This window comes from Thermotoga petrophila RKU-1 (genome assembly GCF_000016785.1).
Taxonomy (GTDB): domain Bacteria; phylum Thermotogota; class Thermotogae; order Thermotogales; family Thermotogaceae; genus Thermotoga; species Thermotoga petrophila.
This window is the reverse complement of the sequence record NC_009486.1, coordinates 1,603,268-1,623,545: the sequence shown is the minus strand read 5'-3', so window position 1 is coordinate 1,623,545 and position 20,278 is coordinate 1,603,268. Positions and strand designations below refer to the sequence as shown.

Below are 20,278 nucleotides of genomic sequence, written 5' to 3'. Positions count from 1 at the left end.
CAACCCCCAAAAAGTTGCCCTTCATTCAAAACAGATGATTTTTAAACTGAAAGCTGTACTATGATCACTTGTTATTACCCTGCAGAGCCTGAGATATCCAGCTTCCCTGAGCTTGAAGCCGGGAGATCACTTCCTCCATGGCTGAAAACTTCCTCCAGAGTTCCTGTTCTCTCTTGGAGAGCCTTTCGATCCAACTCGCTATCTGTGTGGCAAGGAACCTCTGTTCTCTCTCTATTCGACCACTGATTCCAGCAAACTGATCAATTCTTCCGTTGAACTTCACCTGTTCCCATAAATAATCGTCGAGCTGTGTAGCGAAACCGTTCGCTCCACCGAAGAACTCCCATACCTTGTTCAGATCTTCTTCCACTATCTGTTTCAGTTTCTCCTCATCCACTTCGAGATGGCCCTTCATCATGTTCTCGTATCCGGTTCCTATGTCCCCTGTGCTGATCCCGAGTTCCCAGAGGTAGTTTATGTCTCCTTCGGCTTTATACGTGATGAACCCCCTGAGACGGGAGAAGATCTCTTCTAACAGATCGTCTCCTTTCAGAACTCCTTTCATTTTTTCCTCTTCTGTCATCTCTTCTTCGGATTTGTCAGTTACCGGTTCTTCTGTAAGCTTTTCGTTCAGATAATCCATCGTTTCGTTCCATTTATCTACGAATCCTTTTATCTTCTCAACTATCGCATCTGTGTCGATTTTCACATCAACGGTGATCGTTTCGGATGTCACTCCAGAGATATGGAAAGTGACACCGTTGTACTCCACGTCGTTCGTGTCTGAATACACGTCCACCCAGTTTGTACCATCCATACTGATCTGAAGATGAGCTTTTTGACCCACGAAGAGACTGTGATTTTCTATTCCAAGAAGCGAGAACAAACCGGTTCCGTCCGTGTCTTCCAGAGTGATGGCTTCAGGGCCGGAAGTTTTCGAAGTGATCACAACTCTGTTCGCGTGGTAATCATAGCTGGCGGTAACCCCGGCTTCGCTGTCGTTTATCTTTTTTATAAGGGAAGACAACGTTTCGTTCTGATCAAATTCTATCTCCACACCGTTTATCTTCACCTTTCCACTTATTATGGTCTTTGAAGTGTATGTGGCAATCTGCAGGAGCGTTTTCACCGTAGAAAGGCCGCTAACGGAAGCCGTGCTGGTGAGAGAGTAATTTCCACTGCTGTAGTTCAGACTGGCTTCATCCAGATGAAACACCTTCGTGAAGTTTCCTGTGATATCGACGAGCGAGAAGTTCTTGTCGGAAGTGATGCTGAGCTTTCCGGTGCTAGTGTCGTAGCTGGCGCTTCCTGTTATTCCAGCAGAAGAAAGAGCGCTGTTCAGCTTGTTGACGATGTCGTCTATGGTATCTGTGGAGAGAACCTGAACGTCCACGTAGTTTCCTGTATCGTTGTTGTACAGTCTCACGGTTCCTTCCTGAGGTGTGTACATGTAATTGAGTTCTCCAAACGTCTTCGTTGAATCGGGAGACGGAACAACTTCATTCGCTCCAGTCAGTGTAGTGTAAGTCGCGGTTCGAACGATCTTTACGTGGTATACACCTGTGACGGCCACGGAAGAAGCCTCAGCCGAAAGAAGAGAGCTGGAAGAAACGGCTGTTTTCTGGACAACAGTACTCTGGAGTTTGAAGCTGTAGACCAGATCTCTGAATTCTCTGAGCTTTGTCTTCACCTCTTCGTAGGCTTTTTGCATGAGCTCGTACTTTTCGTACTTTTCTGTGAGATTCTGAAGCGGCTGGCTCTCCGCCTCGAGAATGGCGTTTATGATGGACTGGGTGTCGAGTCCACTGACAGCTCCTCCCACCTGAAAACCACCCAGCTGTGAGTAATATCTCATGTTTATGGTGCTGGCTATTTTGCTCAGGTCCATGTGATCACACCCTTTCGTCTACGAGTATCCCGAGCAGCTCGTTTATGCTCTTTGCGATCTTCACCATCACCTCAGGAGGGATCTGCCTTATGATCTCTCCCGTTTCGGTGTCTTTTATCTTCACGATCACCAAGTTCAGTTCACTGTCGTATCTGAACTCAGCCTCTCCCCTGAAGATTTTCCTCAGTTTTTCCATTTTCCTCGAAAATTCTTCTATGGCTCTTTGAACATCTTCTTCCTGTTGCTTTTTCATCTCAGCGATGGGTGTTGATCCGTTCGCTTCCACGTGGAGTTCACTTCTTGTTATTTCTCTACGAAACACCTCGTTTCCTTTCCCATCCGTGGGATCGATCCTCATCGTGGATCCCTCCATCTGACATTCTCCATAATTTTATATCGACTCGAAATTGAGAATTTTAGTACTCTACTAGGAGATACTTCCCTTCAGAAGTTGCCCCTGAAGATCTGTGGGAGTTCATGAGTGGCACGGAAAAAGTGGCTGCGGTTTGGCCTTCAAACGGTGTTAGAACACCGATATGAAAGACAACGATTTTTCTCGGTTTGTCTCTGATAGAAAAGGTTTTCACGATGAATGTTGCATCGGAAATGTTATCAGAGAGGTATATTTTTTCTCCATCGGAACACTCGAAGATCAGTGATTTTCCTTCTTTGTACAGCACACACTGATTGTCCAGTGACGGGTAAGTATCCACCGCTGTGGCATCCGACGCGAACAGAAGCAGGTTTGTGATCTTGCTTTTCATCGTACTCAAAAGGTAGGAGTATTCTCCAAAATCTTTCACGATATTCAGAGTTCTTATAGAGTACATCGAAACGATGAAAAATGTCCCCAGAATAACTATCAAAACGATGAAAGAAACAAGAGTTTCAACCAGGGTATAACCACTTCTCATCAGTCTTTCCCCCATTCGACGATTTCAAAATCGGCACTGGATTCTCCAGAAACTTCCACAGGAACAGATTGAGGTTCTACAAATTCCGCATTGTTCGACAAACTCACATCTCCGGCCACAACAGAGCCTTTGAAACTTGCATTGTTACTGAACGTTACCTTTGCACCCGGTGCGTAAATGTACAGGTTTTCTATACTTGAATTGTTAGAGAATGAGATGTCAACATTTTTATCAGATACGATGAAAACCTTTCCACCATCTGGTGTCTTAAACTCCGCGTTGTTTGAAAAGGTAACTTTTTGATCCACATAGATAATAAGGTTGTTCGATCCTTTAACCTCGATTATTCCATCAATATCGACATTTAACTCTCCAACTCTCAAAATAACATCGCTGTTCGATGTATCGACAATTAATTTACTCTTTTCTTGAACTTTTACAGCACTGTAACTGTAAGTGCCCGATGTGAGAGTTTGTTCTCTATGCCAGAGAACCAGTTCTCCACTTGGTGAAGGAAGATCGTTTGGAATCTCAGGTGGAGGAAAATTGGGAGGATTGGAAAAAGCGATGTCATCACGGTTTTCAAAAGTTTGACCAGATATCGTTCCGGAACTCTCTACATTTCCGCCCGCATAAACGTCTCCGTACAACTCTGAGTTGTTACGCAAAACTACATTCTCTTTTACCTTCACAATGGAAGGTTTATCAGGACTTCCAATACGGGATTTGTTAGACATGGTGAGATTTGAGTTCTGAACTTCTACGTTTCCAGTTATTACTGCATTGTTAGAAAGTTCAAGTTCGGCCTTCTCAACGATCAAATTACCGTTGAGAACGAAGTTGTTTGGAACAGAAAGCTTGCTTTCCCCTCTATACAGAACATTCCCGTAAATTTCTGCGACATTAGAAAGATTCAGCTTTCCAAGAGCAACCACTGCGTAAGAAAAAAGATTGCTTTTTTTTCTGAAAACGATCGTTTGAGTGTCGGTGAACTCATCCAGTACAGAGGTGCAGGTTAGCTTGTAATTGTCTTCTCCAATTTCAGAGAGCACAAGCTTTACCGTTCCAGGAAACTCTTTCAATTCCGCTTGAAATTCACCGAGATACGCCCGTAATTTATCGGGTTTGGATTTGAGGTATTCGTAAACTGTCTCCAGAGTACTTCGTGTAACGTTGAAAACCATGATTTTTTTCAGTTCGGTGATGTAGTCTCTTTCCACTTTTTTATACACACTCAGTGTAACAAGAAAAACCGCTGACATTAAAATCATAACCAGAAGGGCAAAAACCAGTGCGCTTCCTTTCACACTGACCACCTCATTTCGCATACGTGAAAACAAAGACCGGATTTTTCTCACTCGATCTGTAAAGAGTTATACTCAGGGTTTCCGAATCACCGTTCTTTCTCAAAACGAGAGCAGAATTGACTTCTTCAAAGCCGTCGTACAGTTCCTCTGCTACAAATATCTCATCCAGATTTTTTTGGATCTGGAAAATTTTCGTTATGTCCACATAATACCTCATGGATTTCTCAATAACCTGGTTGAGAAAAAGAACAAAAAACGCAAAAACAACTCCTACCAGAATAAGGGCCACCACGTTTTCTATCAAGCTCAAACTAATCCCTCCTCACTCATAGGGCCATCCGAAACTGAACGAAGCACCATGCGGAAGCTTTTTGCCGTTTTTTACGATCTCGAAGAACGCGTTCACAATTTCTTCTTCGTATACGTAAAGAGTAGAGGTTGAAACGAGGGTATAGTGATCGAATCTCTCAGAAAGGAAATTGCTTGAAAGATCAAATTCGAAGCTTATCTGGGTGAAAGTGGATGGTTCGGTGTGTACCTCATCCCACTGCGCCGCGTTGTCAGTCAGGAATTTTCTCCACAGGTTGGCACCAGAAATGTAGATTATTTTAGAATAAACGTTATCGATATTTTCTATAACTCTATTCTCGATGAAAACTGCTTCTTTCAAAACATAGGAAAGCATCAGAGATATGATGGTGGAGAAAAGCATGAGTACGATAGTGTGTGCTATATCTTTAAAAGGACCTGCACCGGATTCTGTTGATATTTCCTTTGTCTTATACACGTTCACCGCCACAACTTTATCGGAAACAAGCCTTGTTACGATGTTTTTAGAGTAAACAGCTCCCCACGCCGATTCTGGATAGTGTGAGTTCCAAGTCTGCAAGGGAAACTCTTTGTGAAAACTTCCTGAGAACAGTAAAGACGAAATCACCAGAAGATAGATCATGACAGAAAATCTCATAACAACCGCCCCCTTCAACAGATCTCTGCCTAAACTTTAACAGAAAAATGTGGCAAAAGTGTGGCAAGTGGTAGAATTGTACAGTAGGAGGTGAGACGATGGTTATCTCAGAAAAAGTGAGGAAAGCACTCAACGATCAATTGAACAAAGAAATCTACTCTTCCTATCTCTATCTTTCGATGGCAACTTATTTTGATGCTGAAGGATTCAAGGGTTTTGCCCACTGGATGAAGAAGCAAGCGCAGGAAGAACTCACCCACGCGATGAAGTTCTACGAATACATCTACGACAGAGGAGGGAGAGTTGAACTCGAAGCTATAGAAAAGCCACCCTCGAATTGGAACGGAATAAAAGACGCCTTTGAAGCTGCGTTGAAACACGAAGAATTCGTCACTCAGTCGATTTACAACATTCTGGAACTAGCTTCGGAAGAGAAGGATCATGCTACTGTGAGCTTCCTCAAGTGGTTCGTTGACGAACAGGTGGAAGAAGAGGACCAGGTGAGAGAAATCCTCGACCTTTTGGAAAAGGCAAATGGTCAGATGTCTGTGATCTTCCAGCTCGACAGGTACCTTGGACAGAGAGAGTGAGGGGCACCGCGCCCCTTTTTTCTCATCTGGAGGTGGGAATGTGATCCTGGTTCTCGGTGTGTTCAAGATAGAAGTGGAACCCATGATCATGGAGATGGAAGTTCTGGAGAAAGGACGGCTTTTGAAAAGATACTATCAGCGGGGAGTTGTAGGAAGAAACGAGGTGGTCGTGAGCTACGGTTTTATTGGGAAGGTGGAAGCCGCACTCGTTACTCAGGCCTTTCTGGATAGATTCAACATTGATACCGTTTTTTTGACGGGAAACGCCGGCGGTCTGGAAGGTGTTGAAGTTGGAGATGTCGTGATAGGAGATTCCTACGTTGAGTACGATTTCGAAACGGCTCTCGGTGATGAAGGAATCATCGTTTCGGGAAGTGAAGATCTTGAAAACAAGGTGATTGCCTATTCGAATAGAGAGATCAAAACGGGGCTGATAGCGAGTGGGGACGCCTTTGTGACAACAAAGGAGAAAGCCGAAGAGATAAAAAGAAGAACGGGAGCTCTCTGCGTCGATATGGACTCCGCTGCCGTGGCAAAGGTGTGTCATGAGAACGAGAAGAAATTTCTCGCCATAAAGACAATTGTTGACGTATGCGGCAGGGAAACAGAAGAAGAGTTCAGAAAAAACTACGAAAGATACGGTTTTCTCTCGAATCTGATCCTCCTCGATGTTCTGAAAAGGTGCGTTTTCTAAGCAAATATCGCCGAGAGGACTATCGAGTAAAACTTCGTTTCCTTCGAGTCTGCACGTGATGTGAGAACTACAGGGACTTTCCCACCAAGAATGGTAGAAGCTGATTTCGCTTTAGCAAGAAAAACCAGGGCTTTGTACAGAATGTTCGCTGCTTCTATGTCTGGTAATATCAGGATGTCAGCCTTTCCCGCCACGGGGCTTTCTATCCCTTTCTTTCTCGCTGCTTCTTCTGAGACGACGTTGTCCAGTGCGAACGGTCCATCGACGATACAACCCTTTATTTGTCCTCTCTGGTTCATCTTTGAAAGAATGGCCGCTTCTATCGTGATGGGCATCTTTGGATTCACAACCTCTATGGCTCCCACTACTCCGACTTTTGGTCTCTCTACTCCCAAAGCATTTGCCACTCGAACACAGTGTTCTATCATGTCAACTTTCTGTTCCAGAGAGGGACTTATCAGCATACCAGGGTCGGAAATGATGAGTGGTCTCGGGAAATCGGGTATTTCCATCACACTCACCATCGCCATCGTCTTTCCCGTTCGAAGACCGTATTTTTCATCCAGATAGATTTTCATCAAATCTCCTGTCTTTATCTTTCCTTTCATGAGAAAATCACATTCTCCCTTTGAGACGGCCTCCACAGCGAGTCTTCCTGCCTCTTCTGGTGGGCAATCTATGATTTGGGGGCTCTCCCATTCAGGAACGAGTTCCTCGATGATTCTGGTGATCTCTTCCTCTGGGCCGAACAAAACAGGCTCGCACACCCTTTCCTTCCAGGCCCTGTAAACGGCTTCTATCACGTGATCATCGTTTGCAGCCACAACTGCGAGCTTTTTTCCCCTTCCACGAACCATCTCAACCAGTTTTTCCAGAAACATTCTCTCACTCCTCACAGAAGACTTTTTTCTCTGCCGTACTCGAGAACAACCTCCCTGAGTCTCTTGATTCCTTCAACGATCTTTTCATCCGGTGGCAGACAGAAGGAAAGCCTCATAGAAGGACTCGGTTCATCGTACACTTTGAAAACCCTTCCAGGAACGTAGAACACCTTCTTTCTCTTCGCGTACTCGAACATCTCCCAGGTGTCGAAACCCTCAGGAAGGGTAAGCCAGATGAAAAGACCACCTTCCGATTTCACCCATTTCGTACCCGGTATATCGGAGAAGTACTCTTCGAGGGCGTTGAGCATCACCGTTCTCTTTCTCCTGTAAAGTTCGATGGTGGGTTTCAACTGCTCGAGAAGATCGTACCTTTCCAAGTAACGTGCAGCAAGACGATGAGTGATAGCGGGACTGCACAGATCCGCAGACTGCTTTGCCTGAACGATCTTTCTGATGAACTCTTTGCTTCCCGCCACCATCCCTATTCTGAGACCCGGCGCGAGAACTTTGCTGAACGTGTTGAGAAGAACCACCCTTTCAGGCCCACCTATCTTGAATATGGGATCCACCGTTTTCCCTTCGTATCTCAAAGCACCGTAAGGATCGTCTTCCACTATGAAGAGGTCGTATTTCTCTGCAATCTCGACAAGCGCTTTTCTCTTCTCCAAGGAAGTGGTGACTCCAGCCGGGTTGTGGAAATTGGAAACAACGTAGATGAACTTCACCTGTTTTATCTTTCCGTTTCTGTCGAATTCAGAGAGCTTCCTCTCCAGAATGTTCAGATCCATTCCGTCGTCCTCGAGCGGAACCACTACGAAGTTCGCAAGGTACTGTCTGAACGCGTTTATGGCTCCAAGGTACGCGGGATCATCGAGAACGCAGTAACTCTCATCGTCGAGGAAGAGCTTTCCGATGAGATCCAGTGCCTGCTGCGATCCAACGGTGAATACCAGATTGTCTTCATCGAGTCCTGTGATACTGTACACCCTCTCCAGAAGCTTCAAGATTTGCTGTTTGAGAGCGGGATCTCCTTCCGTTGTGGAGTACTGAAGGGTATAATGGTACTCTTTCTCTATGATCTCCTTTGCAATCTCTGCGAGTTCTTTCCTCGGAAACGTTTCGGGATCAGGCACACCCCCTCCGAAAGAAATGGCATCTTTGTCCGCGGCAAATTTGAGAATTTCTCTGATGATGGAGGATTTCATGTTTCGACCTATTTTTGAGATCTTGCCTTCTAAATTCACAACAACACCTCCTGAAGTATCTTTTCTTTTGAAGAATTATACACCAGTACCGACAATTTTTTGGCATTAAAATTCAATTGGTATACTTTGAAATATGCAAACACCATACATCTGGAGGGATCCTGAATTGATAGAACGGGTGATAAACAACATCGAAAATGTGATAAAGGGAAAGAGAGAAATCATTGAAGCTGTTGTCGCAGCGCTTCTCGCAAAAGGGCATGTTCTCATGGAGGATGTGCCGGGGGTTGGAAAAACGATGCTTGCAAGAGCCCTTGCTATTTCTCTTGGAGTGGATTTCAGACGAGTTCAGTTCACACCAGACCTCCTTCCGACGGATCTCACCGGCCTGTACATATACGATAGAAAGAAGGAAGACTTTGTCTTTAAAAAAGGTCCCGTGTTCACCGACGTTCTCCTCGCGGACGAAATAAACAGGGCAACACCGAGAACACAATCTGCTCTCCTTGAGGCAATGGCAGAAGGTCAAGTGACCGTGGATGGAATCACACACAAACTTTCTGAAAGATTCTTCGTGATCGCCACGCAAAATCCGATTGAATACGAAGGTACTTTTCCTCTCCCGGAAGCTCAGCTCGACCGTTTCATGATCTGTGTGAAGATGGGGTATCCCGATGAAGAATCAGAGATTCAGATGCTCACATCCCAGGAAAAAGAACATCCCATAAGCCAGCTGAAGCCGATCATGAATCCCGATGAGCTTTCAGATCTTCAGAGAAAGGTGAGAGACGTTTTTGTGAGTGACGAAGTGAAGAGATACATCGTCGATATAGCCAGTGCCACAAGAAATCATCCGTCGCTTCTTCTGGGCATGAGCCCACGTGGAAGCATAGCCCTCATGCATTTTTCCATGGCCCTTGCTTTCATGGATGGGAGGGATTTCGTCCTGCCGGATGATGTGAAAAGGGCAGCTAAATATGTAATACCCCACAGAGTGATACAATCCGCGGAGTCTAGACTCAAAAGGGAGAAAAAGGAGGATATAGTGAGAGAAATTCTCGACCGTGTGAAGGTGGTCAAATGAGGGTAAGAAAGAAACCACTTGTGATTCTCACAATCTTTTCCGTTGCAGTATGGATCTTCACACAGAACAACATTTTTCTTCTGATGGTTTTCTTTGTCGTGACAAGGTGGCTGGATCTCTTTCTGACTCTGAAAACCATTCCAAAGATAAAGATAGAAAGGCAAATCACGAAAACCAGACTTTTCGTGGACGAAAAGGCAGAGATGATCTACGAGATCAGTTATTCCGGTCCCTTGAGGCTTTCGATGAAGCTCAACCCGAGTCTTTCCCCCGTCAGGTTTTTCAAGAAAGACACCGAAGAAATTTCTCTGACACCGTCTTCTTCAAAAAAACTGGTGTTCGTTTTCTCGTTTGGAACACGTGGAAAGAAGATTCTAAAAGGGTTTTCCATAACGATCGAGGACACATTCGCAACTTTTTCTGTGGAGAAGGAGTTCAACGTAGAGGACGAGGTGATCGTTTTCCCTGAGTATGTGCCGATCGAATTCTACAAAGAGGCCCTGAAAGAGCTCCTGCCGGGTAGAAAAAGCCCTCAGAGGCTTCTCGAGGACAACACGATGCTGAAAGGCCTCAGAGATTACAACGGAGAGCCGATGAACAAAATACACTGGAAAGCCTCCGCAAGATATGGAAAATTGCTCGTGAAAGAGCACGACCACACCGCACTGGGAAGGGTGAAAATCCTCCTCGATCTGAACCTTCCAAAAGATGTCCAGTTGGGAGAAGTCTGGAAAGAGCTGAGGAGGTACTACGAGGAGGAAGTGGTGCGGTTCGTGGCGAGCATGGTGAAAGACCTGAAAGAACGTCACACACCGGTGGAATTGACGGTCATAGGTGAAGAAATCTGGAAAAATCGCGATCGAGACTGGGTGGTGGATTTTGAACTGCTCGCTACCGTGAGAGGAACAGACAATCCTCGTTCCGATACGAAGAGTGTCCTGGAGACCGTTGCATTCGATCCTTCGGATACTGTACTCCTTTTCTGTGTACACCTGACGGAGCAGGAACTTCCTCTGCTTCTCAGAATAAGGTCTCAGGTTTCAAAATTGATAGTATTTGTCATACCTTACGGTTTACGCGATCCAAACACGAAGCCTTTCAGGAGCTATCTACTCATGAGGAAAGATCTCCTCGATCTTCTGGAAAAGGTGAAGCTACTCGAAGAGAACCACGTGATCGTGAGGGGAGTGCAGGAGAACATGACCGTTCAGGAGGTTATAGAAAGTGTTCCTTGACGTGTTGTTCGGTAGTGCTTTGCTTCTGGTTTTGATGAAAGATATCAACCTCTACTCTCTGTTGCTCCTTTCAAGTTCAGCGGTAGCGGTGGTTTTGAAGAAATTCTCCAGAGCCTACCTGATCGTTCTTCCGATCTCAGGTCTCCTTCTCTGGATACTTTCGAAAGAAAAAGACCTGATTCTCTTATCTCTGGTGGTCACATTTTTCCTTGTACTTTCAGACTTCGAAAATGAAAGGTCAAAAGTGTATTCGCTGGTCTTCTTTTTCGCGCTTTCGTTGATCTTCGAAAGGAATCCATTTTCACTCCTTTTTGTCTCAGGAGCTATGGCCCTCTTTTTCCTTTATGAGAAGAAGTTCCTCTACGCTTCTGTGGTTCCACTTCTGATTTTTGTTCCAAAACTCAAGCTTCCGTCTCTTTTTTCAGAAACGCACCAGCCTGAGGGTGTTGAATCAGTTCAACAGATGGTGAGAAACGTTGTGATCGTGATAGAAAAGTTCACACAGAACAGTAGCCCTGCTATGAAGCTTCTCTGGGAGGTCATTTTCTGGATCGCTGTGGCAGGTGTGGTACTACTCGTTGTTGTTTTCTTCAAAGAGTTTCGAATGAATTTGAAGGTTTCACATTACGTCTTTGCTGCTCTCGGTATTTTTGTGGTCAGTTTTTATCTGTTCGTGTTGTTTGTGAACATGGTGGTCCAGAACGTGAATCTCGATATAGGGATTCCAGAACTCACACCAGCGGGTCAGATGCTTTCGTCCACTCCTTCTGCTTCTGTGACCATCGTTGAAATCGAAAGAAATCCTTCGTGGAATTCGGTAAGATGGATCCTAACCGTTGTTTCTCTTTTCGTGGCTTTGTTGTTCTTCCACACCACTTTGAAGCTCTTCCTTAGAACGTTGAAAACGTCGAGCGAAGAAATTGAAACGGAAGAATCGAGAGAGGAAGAAAAAGAAGATGTTGAAAAAAAGGAACATCGCACTGAACGGAAAGAAATACACACGTTAGAAGACGCGTACCTCTTCCTGAGGTGGAAATATTTTCCAGGGAAGGAACATCTCACTCCGTACGAGTTGATATCCGGGAAAAAGTTTCGACACTTTAGAGGTTTGACCGAGCTGTACGTCGAAAGTAAATATGCAGGAAAAGGAATAAAACTGCCTGAGAAAGAAATAGCAAAGATTTTCTCGGAATCAGAGAAAGAACTGAAAAAGGCAAACATTAACCCCCAGAAAAATCTGCATTAAGATTCAAAAGGATTTCTTGACCGTTTTATGGTGAGCCTGTAAAATACTTATAAAAATCATTCTTGTGAGGGGAGGGAAGAGATATGAGGAAGGTGCTGGTAACTGTTCTTCTTGTTTTGACAGTTTTGAATCTTTTTTCTGCCGTTAAAATCGGTGTGATCCTTCCAATGACGGGTGGTATTTCCGCTTTTGGAAGGATGGTGTGGGAAGGGATTCAGATCGCGTACGAAGAGAAACCCACAGTTCTGGGAGAAAAAGTGGAGCTCCTTCTTCTCGACACCAGAAGTGAAAAAACCGAAGCAGCGAACGCAGCGTCAAGAGCCATCGACAAAGAGAAGGTCCTCGCAATAATTGGTGAAGTGGCAAGTGCGCATTCTCTCGCCGTAGCACCCATTGCAGAAGAAAACAAAGTTCCCATGATAACTCCCGCTTCCACGAATCCACTCGTGACGCAGGGAAGAAAGTTCGTCTCCAGAGTTTGTTTCATCGACCCATTCCAGGGAGTAGCCATGGCAGTTTTTGCGTATAAAAATCTGGGCGCAAAAAGGGTTGTTGTGTTCACGGACGTTGAACAGGACTACAGCGTCGGACTCTCTAATTTCTTCAAAGACAAGTTCACCGAACTCGGCGGACAGGTGAAAAGGGTGTTCTTCAGGAGCGGAGATCAGGACTTTTCCGCACAGCTTTCCGTTGCGATGTCGTTCAACCCGGATGCAATCTACATAACAGGGTACTACCCGGAGATCGCCCTCATCTCCAGACAGGCAAGGCAGCTTGGATTCACCGGTTACATCCTCGCTGGTGACGGCGCAGACGCACCGGAGCTCATAGAGATCGGTGGAGAAGCAGTGGAAGGTCTTCTCTTCACCACACACTACCATCCGAAGGCAGCCAGCAACCCTGTTGCAAAGAAGTTCGTAGAAGTCTACAAGGAAAAATACGGAAAAGAACCTGCTGCACTTAGTGCCCTCGGATACGACGCTTACATGGTGCTTCTCGACGCGATCGAAAGGGCAGGAGGCTTCGACACGGAAAAGATCGCCGAGGAGATCAGAAAAACGGAAGATTTCAACGGTGCCAGCGGTATCATAAACATCGACGAGAACGGAGACGCTATCAAGTCTGTCGTTGTAAACGTCGTGAAGAACGGTTCCGTTGACTTTGAAGCCGTCATCAATCCTGGCGACCTCAAATAAAAAGCCCAGTTGGAACGAACGAAGGCGAGGCCCCTTTGGGGCTTCGCTTTCTTTGATAAGAAAGGAAGGTGAAAGAGTGGTATTCTTCCTCCAGAATCTCTTCAACGGAATCATGCTTGGAGGTCTGTACGCACTGATAGCGATCGGCTACACCATGGTTTACGGAATTCTGAGGCTCATCAATTTTGCCCATGGCGATGTTATGATGATGGGTGTTTACTTTGCCTTCTACGCTGCTACTCTTCTTTCTTTGAATCCGCTTTTTTCTGCCATCGTAGCAATCCTTGGGGCAGCGGTACTTGGTTTTCTCATAGACAGGGTCGCTTACAAACCTCTGAGAAATGCTCCCAGAATTTCCGCTCTTATCACCGCTATCGGGGTTTCTTTCTTTCTTGAGAGTCTCGCGGTGGTCGTGTTCGGTGCCATTCCCAAGTCTTTCTTGAATGTTTTCAAAGACAGAACCATACTGAACAAGGTTCTGACATTAGCAGGGGCCAGAATACCACTTCTCACGTTCCTCGTGATCTTCATCACCATCGTCATCCTGATAGTGTTGTTTTTCATCGTTTACAGGACAAAGATCGGAATGGCTATGAGGGCGATTTCCATGGACATACCAACAACTGCTCTCATGGGGGTCAACGTGGATGCCGTCATCGGTTTTACGTTTGCCCTCGGTTCGGCACTCGCAGCGGCAAGTGGTATCATGTGGGCAATGAGATTTCCAAACGTGCACCCTTACATGGGTTTCATGCCGGGTCTCAAGGCTTTCATTGCGGCTGTGTTTGGAGGAATAGGTTCAATTCCCGGAGCTGTTCTCGGTGGTGTTCTTCTCGGTCTCATTGAGATATTCCTTGCGGCTTATTTTCCAGCCGTTATGGGTTACAGAGACGCCTTTGCTTTCATCATCCTGATCATCATACTGCTCGTCAAACCTTCGGGACTTCTCGGTAAAAAAATCGTGGAAAAGGTGTGATGAAGATGGAGAAGAAACTATCTGCACGAACGAACTTCATTCTCACGGTTGTTTTTCTGATCTTCATGGCCCTTCTTCTCTATCTGGCCGATAGATACATGGACAGCTACAAGCTGAGGGTAGTGAGGCTCATCGCCATCTACGGTATCATGGCGGTGAGTTTGAACCTGATAAACGGTATCACGGGTATCTTTTCTCTTGGACACGCCGGTTTCATATTGATAGGTGCTTACACGGCGTCTCTTCTTACGCTTTCACCCGAACAAAAAGCGATGTCTTTCATAATAGAGCCGATTGTTCCCTGGCTTGCGAACGTACACACCGACTTTTTCACCGCCACAGTGGCAGGTGGTGTACTGGCAGCCGTCTTCGCTTTTCTCATAGGATGGCCGGTTTTGAGGCTTTCTGGTGATTACCTCGCGATAGCATCCCTTGGTTTCGCAGAAGTGATAAGGATCATCGCTCTCAACGCCATCAGAATCACAAACGGGCCTCTTGGTCTCAAGGGAATTCCGGAATACTCGAACATCTGGTGGTGCTACGGCTGGCTGTTTGTAACGGTTCTGTTCATAGCAAGCCTTGTGAACAGTAGTTACGGAAGGGCACTGAAGGCTATCAGAGAAGACCGCATAGCAGCGGAAGCCATGGGAATAAATGTTTTCAAACATCAGCTTCTCTCCTTTGTCATAGGAGCGTTCTTCGCGGGTGTTTCTGGTTCACTTTACGCACACTGGCTCACCACGATAGATCCCAGAACGACCACACTCGGTCCCATGCTCACCTTCTACGTTCTCATTATGATAGTTCTGGGTGGGCTCGGCAGCATTTCGGGTTCGCTCATAGGAGCTGCTCTCTTCGCCATACTCTTCGAGTGGCTCAGGGATCTGGAAGAGCCCTTCACGTTCTTTGGTATACACGTTCCCGGTATAAAGGGAATGAGGATCCTCGTGATATCCGCTATCTTCATCCTTGTGATGATCTTCTGGCAGAGGGGTATCATGGGAAGGGAAGAACTCACCTGGAACAACATTTACAGATGGCTCTTTGCTCGTCGCAAGGGTGGTGAAAAGAAATGACAGTCACGGATCTTTCCAAGAAACCTCTCCTCCTTCTGGATCATGTGACAATGCAGTTTGGTGGACTCTTAGCGGTGGACGATTTCACGAACGAGATCAGAGAGGGAGAACTCGTCGGGCTCATAGGACCAAATGGCGCGGGAAAAACAACCGTGTTCAACGTGATAACGGGTATATACACTCCCACAAAGGGAAGAATCGTGTTTAACGGTATAGATATCACGGGTTTGAGACCGTACCAGATCACACACCTTGGAATCGCAAGGACCTTTCAAAACATCAGGCTCTTTTCTGACATGACCGTCCTCGAGAACGTTCTTGTGGCTCAGCATCATGTTCTTTCCAATCCTGACGCGGACAGGATTCTTGTGAAACACGGAAAGCCGAAAAAGGGCCACGGACGTTTCTGGTTCTGGAGGGCTGTCACGAAAATCGGGTATTTGAAGAAAGAAAAAGAAATGGTAGAAAAAGCCAAGGACCTCATCAAGAGGGTGGGACTCGAAAAGGTGATGTACGAGAAGGCTTCCTCGCTCCCGTATGGAGAGCAGAGAAAGCTGGAGATAGCCAGAGCTCTTGCAACGGAACCGAAACTGATCTTGCTGGATGAACCCGCCGCTGGTATGAATCCAAAGGAAACAGAGGACCTCATGGAGTTCATAAAACAGATCAGAAAAGACTTCAACCTGACGGTGCTTCTCATAGAGCACGATATGAAAGTGGTCATGGGAATTTGTGAGAGAATCATAGTGATGGACTACGGCAGGATCATAGCAGAAGGAACACCGAAGGAGATTCAGAACGATCCACGTGTGATAGAGGCCTACCTCGGAAGGGAGTGGGAGAGTGTCTGACATCGTCCTTGAAGTCCAGTCTCTCCACGTTTATTACGGTGCGATCCACGCCATCAAGGGAATAGACCTGAAAGTCCCGAGAGGTCAGATCGTAACGCTGATCGGAGCAAACGGTGCGGGAAAGACCACAACACTCTCCGCGATAGCAGGACTCGTGAGGGCACAAAAAGGAGAGATCATCTTCAACGACCAGGACATAACGAACAAACCTGCTCACATGATAAACAAAATGGGAATAGCCCTGGTTCCCGAAGGAAGAAGGATCTTTCCAGAACTCACCGTCTACGAGAATCTCATGATGGGAGCGTACAACCGGAAAGACAAAGAGGGAATAAAACGTGACCTGGAATGGATCTTCTCGCTCTTCCCGAGGTTGAAAGAGAGATTGAAACAGCTTGGGGGCACTCTTTCCGGTGGAGAACAGCAGATGCTCGCAATTGGAAGGGCTTTGATGAGCAGGCCAAAGCTTCTGATGATGGACGAACCTTCTCTGGGTCTTGCCCCCATTTTGGTCTCCGAAGTTTTCGAGGTCATCCAGAAGATCAACCAGGAGGGGACCACCATTCTCCTGGTGGAACAGAACGCCCTCGGCGCTTTGAAGGTTGCCCACTACGGTTATGTTCTCGAAACTGGACAGATCGTTCTCGAAGGAAAAGCCAGCGACCTTCTGAATAACGAAATGGTCAGAAAGGCCTATCTTGGTGTTGCATAAAGGGGGGAAAACATGCTTGTCAAGGATTTCATGACGAGAAATCCCATCACCATCGCTCCAGAGACCTCTTTTTCTGAGGCCCTCAAACTCATGAAACAGAACAAAATCAAACGCCTCATAGTGATGAAGGATGAAAAGATCGTCGGTATCGTGACAGAAAAGGACCTTCTCTACGCATCTCCCTCTAAAGCCACGACACTCAACATCTGGGAACTCCACTACCTTCTTTCCAAACTCAAAATCGAGGAGATCATGACAAAAAATGTCGTCACAGTGAACGAAAACGCACCGATAGAAGATGCGGCAAGGATAATGGAAGAGAAGGACATAAGTGGACTCCCTGTGGTTGACGATGCGGGACGTCTCGTTGGAATCATCACACAGACGGATATTTTCAAAGTCTTTGTGGAAATATTCGGAACCAAGAGGGAAGGAACCATAAGGTACACGATGGAAATGCCTGACAAACCGGGTGAACTTCTCGAAGTGGCAAAGAGGATCTATGAAGCGGGTGGAAACATCATCTCTATCGCAACACTTTTCGAAGAAGGGAAGGATTCTTACCTTGCCACACTCAGGGTGGAAAACATCGACCACGAGAAGTTCGTGAAATCTCTCGATGAAATCGACGTGAAGCTTCTGTACTATCATTCGAACTGAATCATCAGCCCCCCTCGCTGTGAGGGGGTGTTTCTGTGTTATAATTATTTTGGACTTTTTCAGTAGAAAAAATGAAGAGGAGAGAGAACATGAGTTTCGCCGTCGCAGAAGTGAGTTACTGGATGGCTCTCGGATATGGCTTTCTCGCATTTTTCAGTCCGTGTGTCCTGCCCCTGATCCCCGCTTTTCTTGGCGTACTCTTTGCCTCGAAAGGAGATTTCCTGAAGATCATAGGTTTTTTCGTGGGAATATCTTCTCTCTTTTCAGTCATAGGAGTCCTTTTTGGACTGTTTGGAAATTTCATTCCTACTTACATACTCACGTGGATTTCCGGGCTTGCTCTCGTAGTCTTTGGATTGTTTTACCTGTTCGATGTTGAACTTGTGAAGATGAAAAAGAATCCCAACGTGTGGCGCTACAAAGGGGAAGGATTCCTGAATGGTTTCTTACTCGGTGGTAGTGTGGGACTCGTGTGGATTCCCTGCTCGAGTCCTATACTGGGGAGTATCCTCGCGATAGTGGCGAGTGGAAGAGAACCGGTGAAGGGAGGAGTACTTCTTTTCCTTTACTCTCTGGGTATTTCGATTCCGTTCATACTGATGGGAGGATTCGTCAACAGACTTTTGAACCGCGTCAGTTTCAAAAAACCTGTGTGGATGAATGTTCTCAAAGTAGTGGGTTCTCTCTCACTCGTTCTCGTTGGAGTGCTCATTCTCACGGGAAGGTTCATCACATACTGATGGGAGGATGGTACTGTGAAAAGGTTCTTAATCATCGCGATTTTGGCTTTGAGTGTGATCTCACTGGCCCTCACTTTAGATGATGCCTACAGACTCGCAAACATCACCCAGAGAAAGCTGATCATGATGTTCTCGAGTCCAACCTGTTACTACTGTAATCTGTTCAAGAAAGAAGTATTCCCGAAAGAAGATTTCCAGGAAATTCTGATTCCAAACTTCGTCTTCGTTGAGCTGTACGCCACAGATGAAAAAACCACACTCTTTGCGAAGGAAGTTCTGGGAGAGGAATCGGTTAGCTACAGGGATCTCTTCGCTGGATTTGGTGTGAGAGGAACGCCTACGTTTTTCTTTTTCAAGGGAAAAGAAGGTCTGGGATACCTTCCTGGCTACGTGGACAAAGACAACTTCATAAAGATTCTGAAATACGTCGCTCAGGAGTTGAAAGAAGACTTCCAGACCTACCTGAAGAAAGACGATCCGTTCGTGGGTGAGCCGTTGATCATCGAAATTTCCAAAGAAGACGCAGATTTCGTTCTGAAAAAAGATAAAAACGCTGTGAAAGTGGATACCGTACCGAACGAAGTGAGAAGAGACAGGATATACGTGACGGATTCACCTGATGTTGCAAAGACCCTTCAGGAAAAAGGCGCTCTCCGTGTTCTGCTCGTTAAATGAAAGAGGGTGCTTCCGCACCCTTTTACTTTTTGCAACGATTTCCTCTTGAGTCAAATTTCACGAAAGCGTTAAATGAAACGATGAAACTCCACATCTGAAGTCCAAAAAAGGATGGTATCATTAATAATAGCAACGATCACAGAAAAGGAGGTACGAAGAGTGGAGAAGATCAAGGTTAAAAACCCCATTGTCGAACTCGACGGTGACGAGATGGCACGTGTGATGTGGAAGATGATCAAGGAAAAACTCATCCTTCCCTACCTCGACGTCCAGCTGGTTTACTTCGACCTCGGAATAAAGAAGAGAGACGAAACAGACGATCAGATCACGATCGAAGCAGCAAAAGCTATCAAAAAGTACGGTGTCGGCGTCAAGTGCGCCACGATCACCCCGGATGCGGAGAGGGTAAAGGAGTACAATCTGAAGAAAGCCTGGAAGAGTCCGAACGCAACGATCAGAGCGTACCTTGATGGAACGGTTTTCAGAAAACCCATCATGGTGAAAAACGTGCCACCACTAGTGAAGCGCTGGAAGAAACCGATCATCATAGGAAGGCACGCTTACGGTGACATATACAACGCTGTGGAAGTGAAAGTGGAAGGCCCGGCGGAAGTGGAACTCGTGGTCAGAAACAAAGAGAACAAAACACTCCTCGTACACAAATTCGAAGGAAACGGTGTGGTCATGGCGATGCACAACTTGGAGAAATCGATCAGAAGCTTCGCTCAGTCGTGTATAAACTACGCCATCTCTGAAAAGGTCGACATCTGGTTTGCGACGAAAGACACGATCTCCAAGGTGTACCACGCGTACTTCAAAGACATCTTCCAGGAAGAGGTCGACAAAAGAAAAGAAGAACTCGAAAAAGCCGGCGTGAACTACAGATACATGCTCATAGATGATGCGGCTGCACAGATTTTGAGAAGTGAAGGGGGTATGCTCTGGGCCTGTATGAACTACGAAGGGGACATCATGTCCGATATGATCGCTTCAGGATTCGGTAGTCTCGGTCTCATGACGTCGGTTCTCGTCTCCCCCGATGGCGTCTACGAGTTCGAAGCAGCCCACGGCACGGTGAGGAGACACTACTACAGATATCTGAAGGGAGAAAAGACCTCGACGAATCCAACCGCATCGATCTTCGCGTGGACGGGTGCCATAAGAAAGAGAGGAGAACTCGACGGAACACCGGAGGTGTGTGAATTCGCAGACAAACTGGAAAAGGCCGTGATAAACACCATAGAATCTGGTGTGATCACAAAAGACCTTCAGCCCTTCACAGAACCATCAATCGACAAGTATGTCACTCTCGAAGAGTTCATAGACGAAGTGAAGAAGAATCTCGAAAAATTACTGTGAGCGGGCGTGTCCCGCTCTT

22 protein-coding genes are annotated in these 20,278 nt (G+C 46.1%); 14 read left to right on the top strand and 8 right to left on the bottom strand.

The features are described 5' to 3' along the window. Positions 1–64 precede the first annotated feature (64 nt). The 6 genes from fliD to TPET_RS08270 are packed head-to-tail and all read right to left on the bottom strand — an operon-like array spanning position 65 to position 5,076. Positions 65–1,888, bottom strand: coding sequence for a flagellar filament capping protein FliD (gene fliD, locus TPET_RS08295; RefSeq protein ID WP_011944038.1), 1,824 nt, complete (start codon positions 1,886–1,888; stop codon positions 65–67). Between the two features lie 4 nt (positions 1,889–1,892). Continuing rightward, positions 1,893–2,246, bottom strand: a complete 354-nt coding sequence (locus TPET_RS08290) for a flagellar protein FlaG (protein ID WP_048810889.1) — start codon at positions 2,244–2,246, stop codon at positions 1,893–1,895. Between the two features lie 58 nt (positions 2,247–2,304). Next, positions 2,305–2,802 carry a hypothetical protein gene (locus TPET_RS08285; protein WP_011944036.1) on the bottom strand — a complete coding sequence of 166 codons (498 nt, stop codon included), beginning with the start codon at positions 2,800–2,802 and terminating at the stop codon, positions 2,305–2,307. Beyond that, entirely contained in the window at positions 2,802–4,109 is a 1,308-nt protein-coding gene (locus TPET_RS08280) for a DUF7305 domain-containing protein (protein ID WP_011944035.1), read from the bottom strand. Before TPET_RS08280 ends, TPET_RS08285 begins: the two co-directional genes overlap by 1 nt. A gap of 10 nt (positions 4,110–4,119) precedes the next feature. Continuing rightward, positions 4,120–4,419 (bottom strand): hypothetical protein, encoded by a 300-nt coding sequence (locus tag TPET_RS08275; protein ID WP_011944034.1) that lies wholly within the window; start codon positions 4,417–4,419, stop codon positions 4,120–4,122. 12 nt (positions 4,420–4,431) lie between these two features. Further along, positions 4,432–5,076: a hypothetical protein gene (locus TPET_RS08270; RefSeq protein WP_011944033.1), complete on the bottom strand. Its 645-nt coding sequence runs from the start codon at positions 5,074–5,076 to the stop codon at positions 4,432–4,434. A 98-nt stretch (positions 5,077–5,174) separates the two neighbouring features. Here TPET_RS08270 and TPET_RS08265 point away from each other — a divergent pair, with 98 nt between their 5' ends. Both TPET_RS08265 and mtnN read left to right on the top strand, forming a co-directional pair. After that, on the top strand, positions 5,175–5,666 hold the full coding sequence (locus TPET_RS08265) for a ferritin (RefSeq protein ID WP_011944032.1): 492 nt from the start codon (positions 5,175–5,177) through the stop codon (positions 5,664–5,666). 40 nt (positions 5,667–5,706) lie between these two features. Next, a complete protein-coding gene (mtnN, locus tag TPET_RS08260) occupies positions 5,707–6,360 on the top strand; it encodes a 5'-methylthioadenosine/S-adenosylhomocysteine nucleosidase (protein ID WP_011944031.1) in 654 nt (217 codons plus the stop codon). On the opposite strand, the gene TPET_RS08255 is transcribed toward mtnN, so the two are convergent. Both TPET_RS08255 and TPET_RS08250 read right to left on the bottom strand, forming a co-directional pair. Then, positions 6,357–7,241: a phosphate acetyltransferase gene (locus TPET_RS08255; protein WP_011944030.1), complete on the bottom strand. Its 885-nt coding sequence runs from the start codon at positions 7,239–7,241 to the stop codon at positions 6,357–6,359. The genes mtnN and TPET_RS08255 overlap by 4 nt on opposite strands. Before the next feature lie 11 nt (positions 7,242–7,252). Further along, positions 7,253–8,488 (bottom strand): aminotransferase-like domain-containing protein, encoded by a 1,236-nt coding sequence (locus tag TPET_RS08250; RefSeq protein WP_011944029.1) that lies wholly within the window; start codon positions 8,486–8,488, stop codon positions 7,253–7,255. Positions 8,489–8,615: 127 nt separating this feature from the next. On the opposite strand from TPET_RS08250, the gene TPET_RS08245 reads away from it, so the two are divergent. From TPET_RS08245 to TPET_RS08190, 12 genes are all read left to right on the top strand, one after another. Further along, positions 8,616–9,533 carry an AAA family ATPase gene (locus tag TPET_RS08245; protein ID WP_011944028.1) on the top strand — a complete coding sequence of 306 codons (918 nt, stop codon included), beginning with the start codon at positions 8,616–8,618 and terminating at the stop codon, positions 9,531–9,533. Beyond that, positions 9,530–10,768 (top strand): DUF58 domain-containing protein, encoded by a 1,239-nt coding sequence (locus tag TPET_RS08240; protein WP_011944027.1) that lies wholly within the window; start codon positions 9,530–9,532, stop codon positions 10,766–10,768. Before TPET_RS08245 ends, TPET_RS08240 begins: the two co-directional genes overlap by 4 nt. Continuing rightward, entirely contained in the window at positions 10,758–12,014 is a 1,257-nt protein-coding gene (locus TPET_RS08235) for a hypothetical protein (protein WP_011944026.1), read from the top strand. Before TPET_RS08240 ends, TPET_RS08235 begins: the two co-directional genes overlap by 11 nt. A gap of 83 nt (positions 12,015–12,097) precedes the next feature. Beyond that, entirely contained in the window at positions 12,098–13,210 is a 1,113-nt protein-coding gene (locus tag TPET_RS08230; protein ID WP_011944025.1) for an ABC transporter substrate-binding protein, read from the top strand. A 76-nt stretch (positions 13,211–13,286) separates the two neighbouring features. Beyond that, positions 13,287–14,186, top strand: coding sequence for a branched-chain amino acid ABC transporter permease (locus tag TPET_RS08225; RefSeq protein ID WP_011944024.1), 900 nt, complete (start codon positions 13,287–13,289; stop codon positions 14,184–14,186). Continuing rightward, entirely contained in the window at positions 14,186–15,262 is a 1,077-nt protein-coding gene (locus TPET_RS08220) for a branched-chain amino acid ABC transporter permease (RefSeq protein WP_012896568.1), read from the top strand. Before TPET_RS08225 ends, TPET_RS08220 begins: the two co-directional genes overlap by 1 nt. Then, positions 15,259–16,113 carry an ABC transporter ATP-binding protein gene (locus TPET_RS08215; protein ID WP_011944022.1) on the top strand — a complete coding sequence of 285 codons (855 nt, stop codon included), beginning with the start codon at positions 15,259–15,261 and terminating at the stop codon, positions 16,111–16,113. The genes TPET_RS08220 and TPET_RS08215 overlap by 4 nt, the downstream gene beginning before the upstream one ends. Beyond that, the gene (locus tag TPET_RS08210) at positions 16,106–16,825 is read left to right on the top strand and encodes an ABC transporter ATP-binding protein (RefSeq protein WP_011944021.1); all 720 of its coding nucleotides are present in this window, start codon (positions 16,106–16,108) and stop codon (positions 16,823–16,825) included. The genes TPET_RS08215 and TPET_RS08210 overlap by 8 nt, the downstream gene beginning before the upstream one ends. Positions 16,826–16,837: 12 nt before the next feature. Beyond that, positions 16,838–17,485 (top strand): CBS and ACT domain-containing protein, encoded by a 648-nt coding sequence (locus tag TPET_RS08205; protein ID WP_011944020.1) that lies wholly within the window; start codon positions 16,838–16,840, stop codon positions 17,483–17,485. Positions 17,486–17,574: 89 nt separating this feature from the next. Further along, positions 17,575–18,225 (top strand): cytochrome c biogenesis CcdA family protein, encoded by a 651-nt coding sequence (locus TPET_RS08200; protein ID WP_011944019.1) that lies wholly within the window; start codon positions 17,575–17,577, stop codon positions 18,223–18,225. 15 nt (positions 18,226–18,240) lie between these two features. Then, the gene (locus tag TPET_RS08195; protein WP_011944018.1) at positions 18,241–18,900 is read left to right on the top strand and encodes a thioredoxin family protein; all 660 of its coding nucleotides are present in this window, start codon (positions 18,241–18,243) and stop codon (positions 18,898–18,900) included. A 159-nt stretch (positions 18,901–19,059) separates the two neighbouring features. After that, positions 19,060–20,259, top strand: a complete 1,200-nt coding sequence (locus tag TPET_RS08190; RefSeq protein WP_011944017.1) for an NADP-dependent isocitrate dehydrogenase — start codon at positions 19,060–19,062, stop codon at positions 20,257–20,259. Positions 20,260–20,278 lie beyond the last annotated feature (19 nt).